Origin of the sequence: Pseudomonas sp. NFPP07 (assembly GCF_900115645.1) — a bacterium.
Taxonomy (GTDB): Bacteria; Pseudomonadota; Gammaproteobacteria; order Pseudomonadales; family Pseudomonadaceae; genus Aquipseudomonas; species Aquipseudomonas chlororaphis.
Window position 1 is genome coordinate 77,433 of record NZ_FOXG01000001.1, and the last position, 14,898, is coordinate 92,330.

Genomic DNA, 14,898 nt, shown 5'->3' on the forward strand with positions numbered 1-14,898 from the left:
CAGCACAAGGCCCCTAAGGATGCCCCACGATTACAAATTCCGTACAAATCAACTTTATCGTTTCCGCTAGTCTCGACCCCTAATGGGTTAACCAGGATTAATTTCACTCCGCGACAGATCGTTCCCCTTTCATGACCCTGCCCGAATGATCGGTGCAAAAAACAAATAGCAAGCGAACTAAGTACCCACATTAAAACTTCGGCTTCACCTGTTAGTTCAGCAGGCATTTGCAAAATAGTTTCACCCCCCGCTGTAACAAAGAGCGCGCTCAGGACTCAAGCGTCAAAATGGAAGTGAGTACACGGAATGAATCCGTGTCGATAAGTTGTTCCCGCACTTCCTCATCCGTTTTCCACTATTAAGGATGTCGAGTGCCCTATACGTCCTCAAGTCACCCCAGCTGTCACCCTGGCCTGCGCGGCTGGTTGCTGCTCTCGCTGCTGGCCGGGGCCCTGCCCGTGGCCGCCGCCGATATGCCACAACCGGGTCAGGAAGCCCTGCGCCTGCAGCAACAGCAACAGCGCGACCTGCAACAACTGCAGCTGGAACAGCGCCAGCGCCAGTTGCAGCGCGGCAGCTTCGGTACGCCGGCGGTAACTCCCGCCGAAACCGCCCACGGTGGCGAGGATGAACAGTGCTGGGCCCTGAGCGGCACGCGGATCGCCGGTGTCACGCTGTTCAAGAAAGACCAATTGAACCGCCAGCTCGAACCCTATATCGCGCCCTGCATGGGCGTGAACGGGATCAACCGCCTGCTGGCGCAGATCACCCGGATCTATGTCGAGGCCGGCTACATCGCCAGCCGCCCTTACCTGAGCAGCGCCCCCGCCGCCGGCCATTCGCTGGATATCGTGGTCGACGAAGGGTATGTCGAGGCCGTCGAGCTGGCCGACCAGAGCCTGCCGGTTTCCCTGGCCGGGGCCTTTCCCGGCATGCTCGGCGAACCGTTGAACCTGCGCGACCTGGAACAGGGCCTGGACCAGCTCAATCGCCTGCGCTCCCTGGACCTGACCGCCGATATCGCCCCCGGCAGCCAGCCCGGCGCCTCGCGGATCATCCTGCGCTCGCGCAGCAGCGGCGCTTCGCGCTGGGCCCTGGGGCTGGGTGTGGATAACCTCGGCAGCGCCAGTACCGGGCGCGATCGCAACTCCGTCAACCTGAGCCTCGACAGCCCGCTGCAACTCAACGACGCGCTCAACCTGAACTTCAGCGACACCCTCAATCACGGCCCGCGCTACAGCCGCAGCGCCAGCGTTTTCTATTCGATCCCCTACGGCTACTGGACCTACAGCCTGTTCGCCAGCCATGCCGAGTACCGTGCGCCGTTCAAGCTCAGCAGCGTGACCTTCTACAACAGCGGGCGCACCGACCTGCTCAGCCTGCGCGCCGACCGCGTGCTGTGGCGCGACCAGGGCCACCAGTTGAGCGCCAACCTGCAACTGGCCCACAAGGATGTCGACAGCTACCTGGAGAAGGTCCGCCTGGGCATCCAGAGCCCGACCCTGACCGTGGCCGAAGCCGGGCTCAACCTGTTCTGGCTCGACAGCGCGGTATGGAACCTCGATGTCAATTACGCCCAGGGCCTGACCTGGTTCGGCGCCGACCGCGACTCGCAACAGGTGCAGAAAAACCTGCCGCAGGCGCAGTTCCGCAAGTACCGCGCCAGCCTCAGCCAATGGCGCAATGGCCGCTTCGGCAGCCAGCCCTGGCAGTGGCAGAGCCAGCTGTCGCTGCAGTACAGCCCCGACCCGCTGCCGGCCATCGAACAACTGCTGGGCACCGACGACTCCGCCGTGCGCGGCTATCGCGAAAACAGCGCCTCGGGCGCCATCGGCGGGATCTGGCGCAACACCCTGCGCCTGCCGTTGCAGAACGATCTGCCGGTCAAGCTGACCCCGCGCCTGGCCTTCGACCACGGCCGGATCAAGGCGCAAGAAGGCGCCAGCAGCGAGCGCCTGAGCAGCGCCAGCATCGGCCTGAACCTGAGCTGGAAGAACCTGCAAGTCGATGTCGATTACCAGCACAGCCTGGAAACACCCGAGCGTTTTCACCATGAATCGCCCACCTGGCTGACCCGCCTGAGTGTGCAGATCTGAGGTTCCGCGAACCGTGCATCAGCCTGAAAAAAACAGCCGAGCCTGAACACCACAGCAGCGTTGCAACGAACAACGCGCACTGCCACTCGGCCCACACATAGAGAGCTTCTTATGCCCGATAACACATCTGTGTTTCACCTGTCCCCCAGGGGCAAACTGCGCCTGGCCATCGCCAGCCTGCTTCTGGTCTCCCATCTGCCGCAGGCGCTGGCCGGCGGCATCACCGTGGCCCCGGGCCCGGGCGGTATCCCGCAGCTGCAGAACCAGAACGGCGTGCCTATCGTCAACATCGTCGCGCCCAATGGCGCCGGGCTCTCCCATAACCAGTTCCTCGACTACAACGTCGATCGCCAGGGCGTGGTGCTGAACAACGCCCTGCAAGCCGGCGCCTCGCAACTGGCCGGGCAGCTGGCTGCCAACCCGCAGTTCCATGGCCAGGACGCCAGCGTGATTCTCAACGAGGTGATCAGCCGCAACGCCTCGGCGCTCAACGGCGCCCAGGAGATCTTCGGCCGCGCCGCCGACTATGTGCTGGCCAACCCCAACGGCATCTCGGTCAACGGCGGCAGCTTCATCAATACGCCGAACGCCAGCCTGCTGGTGGGCCGCCCCGAGCTCAACGACGGCAAGCTGCAAGCCCTGAGCACCCGCGACGCCAAGGGCCAGTTGACGGTCGAGGGCCGAGGCCTGAGCAACACCAAGGGCAGCATCAACCTGATCGCCCCGCGCATCGACAGCCAGGGCGACCTTACTGCCGGCGACCAGCTCAACCTCACCGTCGGGCGCAACCGCGTGGACCCGGCCAGCGGCAAGGTGCTGAGCACCGATCCGGTCGGCAACACCCAGGAGCAGCGCATCGACGCCAGCCTGTTCGGCGCCATGCAAGCCGGACGCATCAACATTGTCAGCACCGCCGAAGGCGCGGGCGTGCGGGTCGGCGCGGTGCAGGTCAAGGGCGACAACGGGGTGAATATCGCGTCCGCCGGCGACCTGCACATCAGCGGCCAGGCCAGGCCCGACAGCCTCGACGCCACCCGTACCGGCGTGCACAGCAGCCAGGGCGACGTGCAGTTGCGCAGCGGCCAGGACCTGAGCCTCGCCGCCACCGATGTCAGCGCTCGCGACATCAAGCTCGACGCCGGGCGCAACCTCACCCTGAGCGCCATCGAAAGCCGCAAGCTCCAGGAAAAGCGCGAGCAGTGGCACAACAGCACCATCGGCATCACCTGGGAAACCTACGACCGCACCCTGACCGACAGCGACAGCCGTCAGCACGGCAACCAACTGACCGCCCGCCGCGATGCCGAGCTCAAGGCCCGCGCCAACACCGAAATCCAGGCCAGCCAGATCAAGGCCAAAAACAACCTGACAGTCGACAGCGGTGCCGACCTGCGCCTGACCGCCGCCACCGAAACCCACGACCAACGCGACCAGGGCCGGCACCGCAAGCACCTGTGGAAAGCCGACTGGGACAAGTCCAGCAGCGAACAGCGCAGTATCACCAGCCAGTTGGAGGCCAAAGAACAGTTACAACTGACCAGTCGCAAGCAGCTGCAACTGCAGGGCGCCGAACTGGCCAGCAACAATATCGAGCTGACCGGGCGCCAGGTGGACATCACCAGCGCCAGCCGCACCCAGAGCAACAACGACAAGTCCTACTCCGGCGACCTGGTCGGCGGTAGTTTCTTCGGCAAGAACGGCGACGGCGACAAGGGCAAGACCCTGAACAAGGGCAGCAAGGTCAACGCCAAGGGCGACCTGATCGTCAAGGCCGACGAAGTCCGCATCAGCGGCAGCCAGGCCCGTGGCGGCAAGCAGGCCAGCGTGATCAGCGAAAACGGCTCGCTGATCATCGACGGCGTGCAGGACCGCTCCCACGACAACAGCTACAGCAAGGACAGCAAGTTCTTCGGCATCACCAAGGACGAAAGCCGGCAGAACCGCAAAGACAGCACCACCGTCACCAGCGACCTGCGCTCGGACAGCAACCTCGAGCTTAAAAGCACCCAGGACATCGCCATCAGCGGCGCGCAAGTGACCGCGACCGGCAAGCTCGAAGCCAAGGCTGGCGGCGACATCAAGATCGACTCGGCGCAGGACACTACGCAGAGCGAAAAAACGACCCACACCCGTGGCTTCGACGCCTATGCCAAGGAGAATGCCCCGGGCACCCGGCAATACCGTGCCGGCGTGCGTTACGAAGACCAGCAGAAAACGGTCAAGACCAGCGACACCCAACAACAGGGTTCGAGCCTCAGCGGCGGCAGCCTGGAAGTCGCTGCCAAGGGCAACCTGAGCATCAAGGGCGGCGACCTGAAAGCCACCCACGGCGATGCCAGCCTCAGCGGCCAGCAGGTCGAGCTGCTGGCCGATCACGACCAAAAGAGCAGCAGCACCGACACCCGCACCACCGGCGGCGGCTTCTACTACACCGGCGGCCTGGACCGCGCCGGCAACGGTGTGGAATTCGCCCACAGCAGCACCCAGGACACCCGCGATACCCGCACCGCCAACACCACCGGCATCAATGCCACCGGCAACCTGACCATCAAAGCCGGCAACACCCTGGTGACCGAGGGTGCCCAGGTCAAGGCCGGCGACAAGCTGCTGGTGAAGGCCGAGCAGGTCGACAACCGCGCGGCGCGCGACAGCGAGTCCACCAGCCACAAGGAAAACACCTGGAGCGCCGATATCGGCGCCAACGTCGAATACAAGGGCCTGACCCGCCCGGTGGAAAAAGCCATCGAAGGCGTGGCCCAGCGCAAGTTCCATCAACCGGGCCTGCTCGATGCCCTGGAACAACCCAATGTTGGCCTGGACGTGGAAGTCGGCCACCAGAACAAACAGCGCACCGAGCAAGGCAGCACCGCCGTGGTCAGCCAGTTCACGGGTGGCCAGGTCGGGGTCAAGGTCGCCGGCCAGTTGCAGGATGAAGGCAGCCGCTACGAGGCGACTCAAGGCGCGCTGAAGATCGACGCCGGCAGCCAGGTGGCCAAGGCCGCCAGCGATACCCACAGCAGCAGCGAGCAGGCGCTGGACGCCAAGGCCGGCGTGCGGGTCTACACCACCACCGGCGAGGACGTGAACGTGCGTGGCAGCGGCGCTGGCGGCAGCAGCGACAAGCGCAGCGACAAGCGCAGCGACAGCAGCAAGGCGGTGGTCGGCAGCTATGTCGGCAAACAGGGCGTGGATATCGCGCTGAACGGCGATGGCCAGTACGAAGGCAGCCGGTTCGATGGCGGCGACGCCGGCGTCAAGCTGCACAGCGGCGGCGAACTGGCGCTGAACCAGGCCAATGACCGGCAGAACAGCAGCGACTCCAGCCTGCGCGGCGATGCCTCGCTCACCGTCGGTAGCGCACCGGGCGCCAACGGCAATAACCTCAACCTCGGCGCCGGCGTACAACTGGACCACAAGCGCCTGGATCAGCAGGACAGCCAGGCGCGGGTCGCGACTATCCAGGGCAAGGGCCCGGTCGAGTTGACCAGCGGCGGCGACCTGATCCTCCAGGGCACCACCATCGGCAGCAAGACCGCCAAGACCGGCGACATCAACCTGAACGCCGGCGGCAAACTCGACCTGCAGGCCGCGGTCGACACCCATAGCAGCCAGGGCAGCAACCTCGGTGGCGGCCTGACGGGCGGCGCCAGCAAGACCAGCAGCGAGCAGAGCAGCGGCAAGAGCGCCAGCCTGAGCGCCAACTTCAACATCGGCCGGGTCTCGGAACAGGACCAGAACCAGACCGGCGGGCAACTGCACAGCAATGGCCAGGTAACACTCGCCAGCGGCTCCGACAGCACTACCGCGCTGCACCTGCAGGGCACTCAGGTCGAGGCCAAGGGTGTCACCCTCAGCGCCGACCAGGGCGGGATCTACCAGGAGTCGGCGCAGTCCACCCAGGCCCACAACAACTGGGGCCTGACCCTGGGCGCCGGCGGCAATGGCGGCAAGACCACCCGCGCCGACGCTGGCGAACACGACTCGCCGAAAACCGATCGCGGTATCCACGCCCGGGCCAAGATCGACGTCGAGCAACTGCACAGCACCACCCAGCACAACAGCCTGATCAAGGCCGACCAGGTGACGCTCAATAGCAACGGCGACACCCATCTGGCAGGGGCGCGCATCGACGCCAATCAGGTCGATGGGCGGATCGGTGGCGATCTCAAGGTAGAGAGCCGCAAGGACCAGCTCAGCAGCACCACGGTCAACCTCGATGCCCGCCTGGACGCGGAGAAGAACCAGCCTGGCGTGGTCGACAAGCTGACCAAACAGACCGGCCCGCTCAAGGACAAGCTGCAGGCCAAGGCCGAAGGCGGTTTCGACAAGCACCGCGAGAAGCTGGAAAACGTCGTCGACAAAGGCACCGAGCGCCTGACTGCGGCCAAGGACAACCTGGTGAACAAGGCCGAAATCGCCAAGGAACGCCTGGGCGAGAAATTCACCCGCAGCGGCAGCTATGACGTCAACCCGGAACCCAAGGGCGCCTTCGGTCGCGGCGTGGACAAAGCCAAGAGCTACCTCGCCGACAAAACCGAAGCCTTGGGCGATCGCTTCTCCAGCCTCAAGGAACGGGTCTGGCCGAAAACCAGCGACAGCTACGCCGTCAGCGAGAAAACCGGCGCTGGCAGCAAGCTGACCAACACCGCGCAAGGCGTGCTGTTCGGCGACAAGAGCGGCAACACCTCCTACACGCCGACCCTGAACCTGAATGTCAGCCGTCAGAGCAAGGACAGCGTGGCCGAGGCTTCTGGCATCAGCGGCAGCCGCGGGGTCAACCTGCAGGTGTCGGGTGAAACCCAGCTGAGCGGCGCGCGGATCGGCGCCAGCGAAGGCAAGGTCGACCTCGGCGGCTCGACCGTCACGAGCACCGCGCTGGCGGGCACGGATTACCGCGCCGACGTCGGGCTCAACCTGTCGAAGTCGCCGGTCAACCTGGCCCTCGGCGCCAAGGATGAGCTGACCCGCAAGCAGGACGACGCCACCCGCAACGACCAGGCGTTCAACCTGGGGCCGCTGCGCGTCGGCGGCCATAGCGACAGCCAGCTGCTGCAGGCCGGCATCGATCAGAAAGCGCCCTGAGGCAAGCGCTCCGTAAGCGGCTGCCCCCCATGAACGGGGGGCAGCCTTTGCCTGGCTCCCGTCTCTTCTCAGCGCCCTTTATTGCCCTGCGAAAAAGTGCACTAAACCGCCAATATCTCCTTACCTTTTACATGGCTGGATACTCATTCCTACTTTCAACTGAAAAACCGCTGTAATCCGAAACCGTCTTTCATGTAAGAACTGCCTTATTGTCCCCAACCCCGCCTTAACCCGCATATATCCACTGTCCTGCCTGCGCTAAGGTCCAGACCTGTATTTATTTCCACGGGTTTGACCATGAGTTCTGTTTTCATCATCGACGACCATCCCGTTATCCGACTGGCCATCCGCATGTTGCTGGAACATGAGGGTTATAAAGTCGTCGGCGAAACCGATAACGGTGTCGATGCCCTGCAAATGGTTCGCGACAGCATGCCGGACCTGATCGTGCTCGATATCAGCATCCCCAAGCTCGACGGGCTGGAACTGCTGCTGCGTTTCGGCGCCCTGGACAAGTCCTTGCGGGTGCTGGTGCTGACGGCACAATCGCCGGCCCTGTTCGCCGCGCGCTGCATGCAGGCCGGGGCCTGCGGCTATGTGTGCAAGCAGGAAGACCTGAGCGAAGTGCTCAGCGCCATGAAGGCGGTGCTGTGCGGCTACAACTACTTTCCGAGCCATGCCCTGCAAACGCCGCGTCAGGATGAAACGACAAACAACGAACTGAGCCGCTTGATGTTGCTCAGCGATCGGGAATTGATGGTGTTGCAACTTTTTGCCAAGGGCAGCACCAGTACGCAAATAGCCAACAGCATATTTCTCAGTGGCAAGACCGTCAGTACCTATAAAAAAAGAATCATGCACAAACTTCGCGCGACTTCCATGGCGGAACTTATCGAGTTGGCACAACGTCACGAACTGGTGTGAGAAACAGGATGTTCAAACCCATTCTTTATTATTTAACCCTGACGGCCACGGCAGTTTCGCTGTTCCTGTTGTTTGGCCTGGCCGAGGCCGGGCAACCAGAGTTGGCAAAGACATCCCTCCCTCAGTGCCCTGACACGGCGCCTTGTCTTGAATCGGCCGCCTCCCCGCCTCTCGATAACGGCCATCGCGGGTTGCTCCTGCTCACAGGCCTGGGGCTCGGCGTGCCGCTGCTGGCGTCCCTGGGCTGGAATGCCTGGCTGCACCGGCGACTGACCCAGCAGCAACAGGCCACCCATGACTTCAGGCAGCAGCTCGCCTTCATGCAGGCCTGGATCGACGGCGTGCCGCATCCGACTTACGTGCGCGACCGCCAGGGCCTGCTGCAAAGCTGCAATGCCAGCTACCTGGAAAGCTTCGCCGCCCGGCGCGAAGAGGTCATCGGCAAAAACCTGTTGCAGGGACTTTTGGACGATCCCCAGCAGGCCCGCGAATATCACGCCGACTACCAGCGCGTCATGGCGCAAGACAGCCCGCTGCTGCGTGACCGGCCACTGCGCCTGAACGCAGAGGAACTGACCGTCCAGCACTGGGTCCTGCCCTACCGGGACGCGAACGGCGAGGTCCAGGGCATCATCGGCGGCTGGGTCGATATCAGCGAACGCCATCGGCTCAGCGACAGCCTCAAGGCCGCCCTACAACAGGCCGAAGCGGCCAGCCTGGCGAAAAGCGCTTTCCTGGCCAGTACCTGCCACGAACTGCGCCGCTCCATGAATGCCCTGATCGGTGCGCTGGAACTGCTGCGGCAGCGCACCGACAGCCAGTCCCAGGATCGTCCGGTCATTGAAATGGCTTATCGCTCGGCCCGGGCGATGCAGGACCTGGTCGACGACACCCTCGATATCGCCCGCATCGAATCGGGGTGCCTGGACCTGGCGCCCGAATGGCTCGAGCCGCGCGCCCTTGTCGAATCCATCGTCAGGGAGTTCGACAGCCAGGCCCGGAAGAAACACCTCAAGCTGCTACCGACCTTCCACTCCAGCGTCGAGCCGGTCGATGTGCTGCTCGACCCACTGCGTTTCAAGCAGGTTCTGGGCAACCTGCTGCACAACGCGATCAAGTTCACCGAACAGGGTCAGGTCAAAATCCATCTCGACCTGCAAGCGGCCACGCAGCCGCAACAGGTGCGGCTGATGCTGCAAGTGACGGACAGCGGCATCGGCATCGACGAGCAAGATCAGCACAAGCTGTTCGAACCCTTCTTCCAGGCCCAGGCGCGCATCCCATCCAGACCTGACGGCGCAGGGCTGGGCCTGACCATTTGCCGCCACCTCTGCGAGCTCATGCAGGGCACGCTGCAACTGACCAGCCAGCCGGGCATAGGCACGGAAGTCCGGGTCCTGTTGCCGCTGGCCTGTCAGCCAGCGCGAAAACCCGCGCCCCTCGTCGAGCCACTCATTGCCCCTGCCACCCGGGCCTTGAACGTACTGGTGATCGATGACCATGCGGCGGACCGCCTGCTGCTGAGCGAACAACTGCACTTTCTCGGGCACCGTTGCCGCACCGCCGAAGACGTCGAGCAAGGCTTCGAGCTCTGGTGCAAGGGGTTCTTCGACTTGCTCATCGTCGATTGCAACATGCCGGGCATGCACGGCTACGACCTGGTCCGCGCCATCCGCGAGCATGAACGCCTGGAGTCCCGTGCGGCTTGCCGGGTATTGGGGGTGACCGCCAGCCCCAGGCCGCGAGAGAGGCAGCAGTGCGAACAGGCCGGCATCGACGACTGCCTGTTCAAACCTGTCGGCCTGGCGACCCTCAGCCATAAACTGGCGGGCCTGCAACCGCGGCCCTGGAATGGCGTGTTCAGCCTGAAGGCGCTGCGCACTCTGTCCCGCGGCAAACCGCAGTTCGCCCTGCGCATCCTTACCGAACTGCTGCATTGCAGCTACCGGGACCGCCAGCAACTGATGGCCCTGCCCTGCGAGCCCCCGCTCCAGGCACTGGCGGAACTCGCCCACAAGATCAAGGGCTCGGCCCTGATGGTGCAGGCAAAAGACCTTGAAGCGCAGTGCGAAGCCCTTGAGCAGGCTGTTTTGCAAGACGCGGACAGGCAAACCCTGATGCAACGCAGAACCGCCCTGGAACAGGCCATGCTCAAGCTCGAACGGGCCCTGCTGTGGCAAATCGATCAACAGCACAGCCCAGCCACGACCTGATCCCCATCACCAGCGCAGCAACTTGTGGGGCGGCTAGTTGCCAGACAAATATCAAAAAGCCACTATTCTGTCAGTCGGCCCCAAACGCCTCATGGCAATGCAATTCGCAACGCCCCCCGGAGCTGCTTCCCCTGAGCGCAATGCACCTGCCTTAACTATGCTCAAACGTTGAGTTGCGCATCACGCGCCCCCTGGAGAGAGCTGCAATGCCAAGCACGCTGTCGTTCGATAAACGCCGATTTCCTCTCCATGTGCATATCAGCGTGATGTTCACCTGTCTGCTTCTGCTGACCGGCGTGGTGCTGGGCGTTTTCAATTACCAGCAGACCACCCGCATCATCCTTTCCAGCAGTGAAAAACTGTTCCAGCGCATCGAACAGGACGTGCAACTGGACCTGAAAGCGACCTACGAACCGATTCGCCATCTGCTCAGCCTGCTGGTGGGCAACCCGGCCATCCAGGCCGGCGACCTCGAGCAACGCCTGGCGCTGCTTGGGCCTTTCAGCCAATCGCTCAAGGACAACCCCGACCTGGCCTCACTCTATGTGGGTTATGCCGATGGGGATTTTTTCATGGTCCGGCCCTTGCGCACCCAGGCTTTGAAACAAGCTCGCCAGGCCCCTGAAGCCGCGGCCTACGAAGTCTGGAGCATCGAACGTGACCGCCACACCGGGCAACTGCATTCGCAGTCGCTGTTCTACGACGCCAGCCTCGGCCCCGTCAGCCGCCGCGACAATCCCCAGGAATCCTACGACCCGAGCGCCCGCAACTGGTTTGCGGGCGCCAAGGACGACACCGATCAGATCACCACCGAGCCCTACGTCTTTTTCTCGACCCGCAACGTCGGCACCACCCTCGCCCGCCGCAGCGGCAACCATGCGGTGATCGGGGCCGACCTGACCCTGGAACAACTCTCGGCGACCCTGGCCAAGCATCGGGTCACGCCCAGCACCGAAATCGCCCTGGTGGATGGCAATGGCCATGCCGTGGCCTACCCGGACAGCCGTCGCCTGATCGTCGAAGAACAGAGCGCCCGGCTGATCCGCGCCAATGACCTGAACCCGGCCCTCGACGCGCTGCTGCAAGGCAAGGTCCAGGGCAATCGCCTGCAACTCAAGGATCGCCAATGGATAGTTGCCAGCCGGCACCTGCAGGAAGGTGGACCCGGTGGGTTGCAGCTGGCGCTGCTGGTGCCCGAGGACGAGCTGCTGGCGGACGCCTATCGCATGCGCTGGCAAGGCGCACTCATCACCTTGGGCATTCTGCTGTTGTGCCTGCCGCTCGGCTGGTTGACCTCGCGCGTGCTGGTCAGGCCGCTGCGCGCCCTGGTGCAGGAAGCCGATGCCATCCGCAGTTTCGATTTCGATTACCCGCTGACGCGCCGCTCGCCCGTGCTGGAAATCGATCAGTTAAGCGTGTCGATGGCCCGCATGAAGGACACCCTGGCCAGCTTTTTCGAGATCACCGCCAGCCTTTCCGCGGAAACCCGCTTCGACCCGTTGCTGCAACGGGTGCTGGTTGAAACCATGAAGATCGGCCAGGCCCAGGCCGGGCTGATCTACCTGCGCGAAAACGATGGCATGAACCTCAAGCCCCACGGCCTGATCATCGCCGGTGTTGTCCAGGACTTGCAGGCGTTCGATGTACGCAGCCAGGACATCCAGCACGAGGCAAGCCCCGCATGGCTGCGGCAACTGGCGAACGGCGAGAGCCTGGTCACGACCCTGGGGTTCGAGCAGGCGGCCGACCTGCAAGGCGTGCTGCTGGCGATGAACTGCCCCAGCGTGCACCTGATCGGTATCCGCCTGCACAATCGCCACAACGAAACCGTCGGCATCCTTGTGCTGCTGCTGGCCGACAGCGGCCAGGAAGCCGACCTGGAAAAACTCGGCCCGGACCGCGTCGCGTTCCTGCAGGCGGTTTCCGGCGCCGCGGCGGTCAGCATCGACAGCCAGCGCCTGCAGAACCGGCAAAAACAGTTGCTCGACGCCTTCATCCAACTGCTGGCCGGGGCGATCGACGCCAAGAGCCCGTACACCGGCGGGCATTGCCAGCGAGTGCCGGCGCTGACGCTGATGCTGGCCCAGGCCGCCGCGGCCAGCCAGCAGCCGGCGTTCAGCGCCTACCGGCCCAGCGAAGATGAGTGGGAGGCCTTGCATATCGCCGCCTGGTTGCACGATTGCGGCAAGATCACCACCCCCGAGTACGTGGTCGACAAGGCCACCAAGCTGGAAACCCTGAACGACCGCATCCATGAAATCCGCACCCGCGTCGAGGTGCTCAAGCGCGATCTCTGGATCGACTATTGGCAGGCCCGCGCCCAGGGTGGCGATGACGCTTCGCTGGCGGCGATCCGCGATGCCGGCCTGGCAGAACTGGACGACGACTTTGCCTTTATCGCCCGCTGCAACCTCGGTAACGAAGCCATGGCCGAGGCCGATCTGCAACGACTTGAAAGCATTGCCCGGCGCACCTGGAGCCGCACCCTGGACGACCGCCTGGGCGTGTCATGGGAAGAAAACCACCGCCAGCAACGCACACCGTCACCGACCCTGCCGGTCACCGAACAGTTGCTGGCCGACAAGCCCGAGCAGCTGATCGAACGCAACCCCGCCGAGCTGATCCCGGCGGACAACCCCTGGGGCTTCAAGCTCGATGTGCCGCCCTACAAGTACAACCGTGGCGAGCTGTACAACCTGAAAATCGGCAAAGGCACCCTGACCCGGGAAGAGCGCTACGTGATCAATCACCATATGGTGCAGACCATCCTGATGCTCAACCACCTGCCCTTCCCCAGCCATTTGAGCAGCATTCCCGAGATCGCCGGCGGCCATCACGAGAAAATGGATGGCAGCGGTTATCCCAAGCAGCTGAAACGGGAGCAGATGAGCCTGCCGGCGCGGATGATGGCGATCGCCGATATCTTCGAAGCCCTGACGGCGGCGGACCGCCCCTACAAGAAGGGCAAGACCCTGAGCGAAGCGCTGGGCATCATGGCAACCATGTGCCGCACTGCCCATATCGATCCGGAACTGTTCGAGCTGTTCATCCAGACCGGGATCTACCAGCAGTACGCCGACCGCTTCATGGAACCGCAGCAGATCGACGGGGTAGACCCCGAGGCCGTGCTGGGCAAGGCCGGGCTTAGGGACTGACGAGGCTCAGCAGTCGGTCAGGCGCAGGAAGATCGCCGCCAGGCGCTCGATGCCAGCCTGGTCCTCGAGGGTGAAGCGGGCGATTTGGGGGCTGTCCAGGTCCAGCACGCCGATCAACCGTCCATCCTTGACCAGGGGCACCACCAGTTCACTGTTGGAAGCGCTGTCGCAGGCGATATGCCCGGGGAACGCGTGCACATCCTCGACCCGCTGGGTCTGCAGGCTCGCCGCGGCCGCGCCGCACACACCACGACCGAAGGGAATGCGCACACAGGCGATCTGGCCCTGGAACGGGCCGAGCACCAGTTCCTCGTTGCGATTGAGGTAGAACCCGGCCCAGTTCAAGTCGTCCAGCTGGTTGAACAGAAACGCTGAGAATTGCGCGGCGTTGGCGATGAAATCGCGCTCGTCGGCCAGCAACGATTCCAGCTGGGCGCACAGCAAGGCATAGCCGTCCAGGCCTTTGCCGGTGTTCTGCAGATCGATCATGCTTTTTGCTCCAACAGCTTCAAACCTACCCAGTAGCGCGCGAACTGATACGCGCAGCGACCATTGCGATTGCCACGGCCGGTAGCCCAGCGCACGGCGAGGATGTCCAGGGCTTCGTCACGCTGCCATTGCAGGCCGGCCTTGCCTCCCAACTCGCCGATCCAGTGCTCGACCACGTTCAGGTAGTGCTCCTGGGTGAAGGGGTAGAACGACAACCACAGGCCAAAACGGTCCGACAAGGCAATCTTGTCTTCCACCGCTTCGCTCGGGTGCAACTCGCCATCGACGCGCTTCCAGTTCTCGTTGTCGCTTTCCTTCTCCGGAACCAGGTGCCGGCGGTTGGACGTGGCGTATAGCAGCACATTGTCCGGGGCCTGCTCCAGCGAGCCGTCGAGCACGCTCTTGAGTACCCGGTAGTCGCCCTCGCCCGACTCGAACGACAGGTCGTCGCAGAACAGCACGAAACGCTGCGGCAGCTTGACCAGTTGCTCCACCACCCGCGGCAGGTCGGCCAGGTGATCGCGCTCGATCTCGATCAGGCGCAGGCCGTGCTGGGCATGCTCGGCCAGCAGCGCGCGGACCAGCGACGATTTACCGGTGCCGCGCGAGCCCCACAGCAAGGCGTGGTTGGCCGGCAGGCCGTCGAGAAACTGGCGGGTATTGCGCCCCAGCTGGTCGCGCTGGTTGTCGACCCCGATCAGATCGGACAGGCGCATGTCCAGGCTGACCTCCAGCGGCAGCAGGAAACCGCTGCGGCCTTCACGCTGCCAGCGCGCGGCCAGGCATTGGGTCCAGTCGATGGCTTGTCGCGGCGCGGGCAACAGCGGCTCGATACGCGCCAGAACCGCATCGGCGCGCTCAAGAAAAGCATTCAATCGAGATTCCACGACTTCTCCTCGGGCAGGTTCCCAGTAATGATGTGGCACGCAGACGCAACGA

7 protein-coding genes are annotated in these 14,898 nt (G+C 63.8%); 5 read left to right on the top strand and 2 right to left on the bottom strand.

Annotated features, from left to right (window positions below; all coding sequences use genetic code 11):
* The first annotated feature begins 473 nt into the window (after nucleotides 1-473).
* The 5 genes from BM019_RS00355 to BM019_RS00375 all read left to right on the top strand — a co-directional run bounded on the left by BM019_RS00355 (nucleotide 474) and on the right by BM019_RS00375 (nucleotide 13,470).
* The gene (locus tag BM019_RS00355) at nucleotides 474-2,096 is read left to right on the top strand and encodes a ShlB/FhaC/HecB family hemolysin secretion/activation protein (protein ID WP_239691040.1); all 1,623 of its coding nucleotides are present in this window, start codon (nucleotides 474-476) and stop codon (nucleotides 2,094-2,096) included.
* A 111-nt stretch (nucleotides 2,097-2,207) separates the two neighbouring features.
* The gene (locus BM019_RS00360; RefSeq protein ID WP_092417360.1) at nucleotides 2,208-7,178 is read left to right on the top strand and encodes a hemagglutinin repeat-containing protein; all 4,971 of its coding nucleotides are present in this window, start codon (nucleotides 2,208-2,210) and stop codon (nucleotides 7,176-7,178) included.
* Between the two features lie 297 nt (nucleotides 7,179-7,475).
* Nucleotides 7,476-8,102, top strand: a complete 627-nt coding sequence (locus BM019_RS00365) for a response regulator transcription factor (protein WP_009044936.1) — start codon at nucleotides 7,476-7,478, stop codon at nucleotides 8,100-8,102.
* Between the two features lie 191 nt (nucleotides 8,103-8,293).
* Nucleotides 8,294-10,315, top strand: a complete 2,022-nt coding sequence (locus BM019_RS00370; RefSeq protein WP_239691033.1) for an ATP-binding protein — start codon at nucleotides 8,294-8,296, stop codon at nucleotides 10,313-10,315.
* Nucleotides 10,316-10,521: 206 nt separating this feature from the next.
* Nucleotides 10,522-13,470, top strand: a complete 2,949-nt coding sequence (locus tag BM019_RS00375; protein WP_092417362.1) for an HD domain-containing phosphohydrolase — start codon at nucleotides 10,522-10,524, stop codon at nucleotides 13,468-13,470.
* A 6-nt stretch (nucleotides 13,471-13,476) separates the two neighbouring features.
* Here the strand turns inward: BM019_RS00375 and BM019_RS00380 are convergent, their stop codons facing one another.
* Together BM019_RS00380 and BM019_RS00385 are read right to left on the bottom strand one after the other, a co-directional pair.
* On the bottom strand, nucleotides 13,477-13,959 hold the full coding sequence (locus BM019_RS00380) for a GAF domain-containing protein (protein ID WP_092417363.1): 483 nt from the start codon (nucleotides 13,957-13,959) through the stop codon (nucleotides 13,477-13,479).
* Nucleotides 13,956-14,846, bottom strand: a complete 891-nt coding sequence (locus BM019_RS00385; RefSeq protein WP_009044939.1) for an ATP-binding protein — start codon at nucleotides 14,844-14,846, stop codon at nucleotides 13,956-13,958. The genes BM019_RS00380 and BM019_RS00385 overlap by 4 nt, the downstream gene beginning before the upstream one ends.
* Between the last annotated feature and the right edge of the window lie 52 nt (nucleotides 14,847-14,898).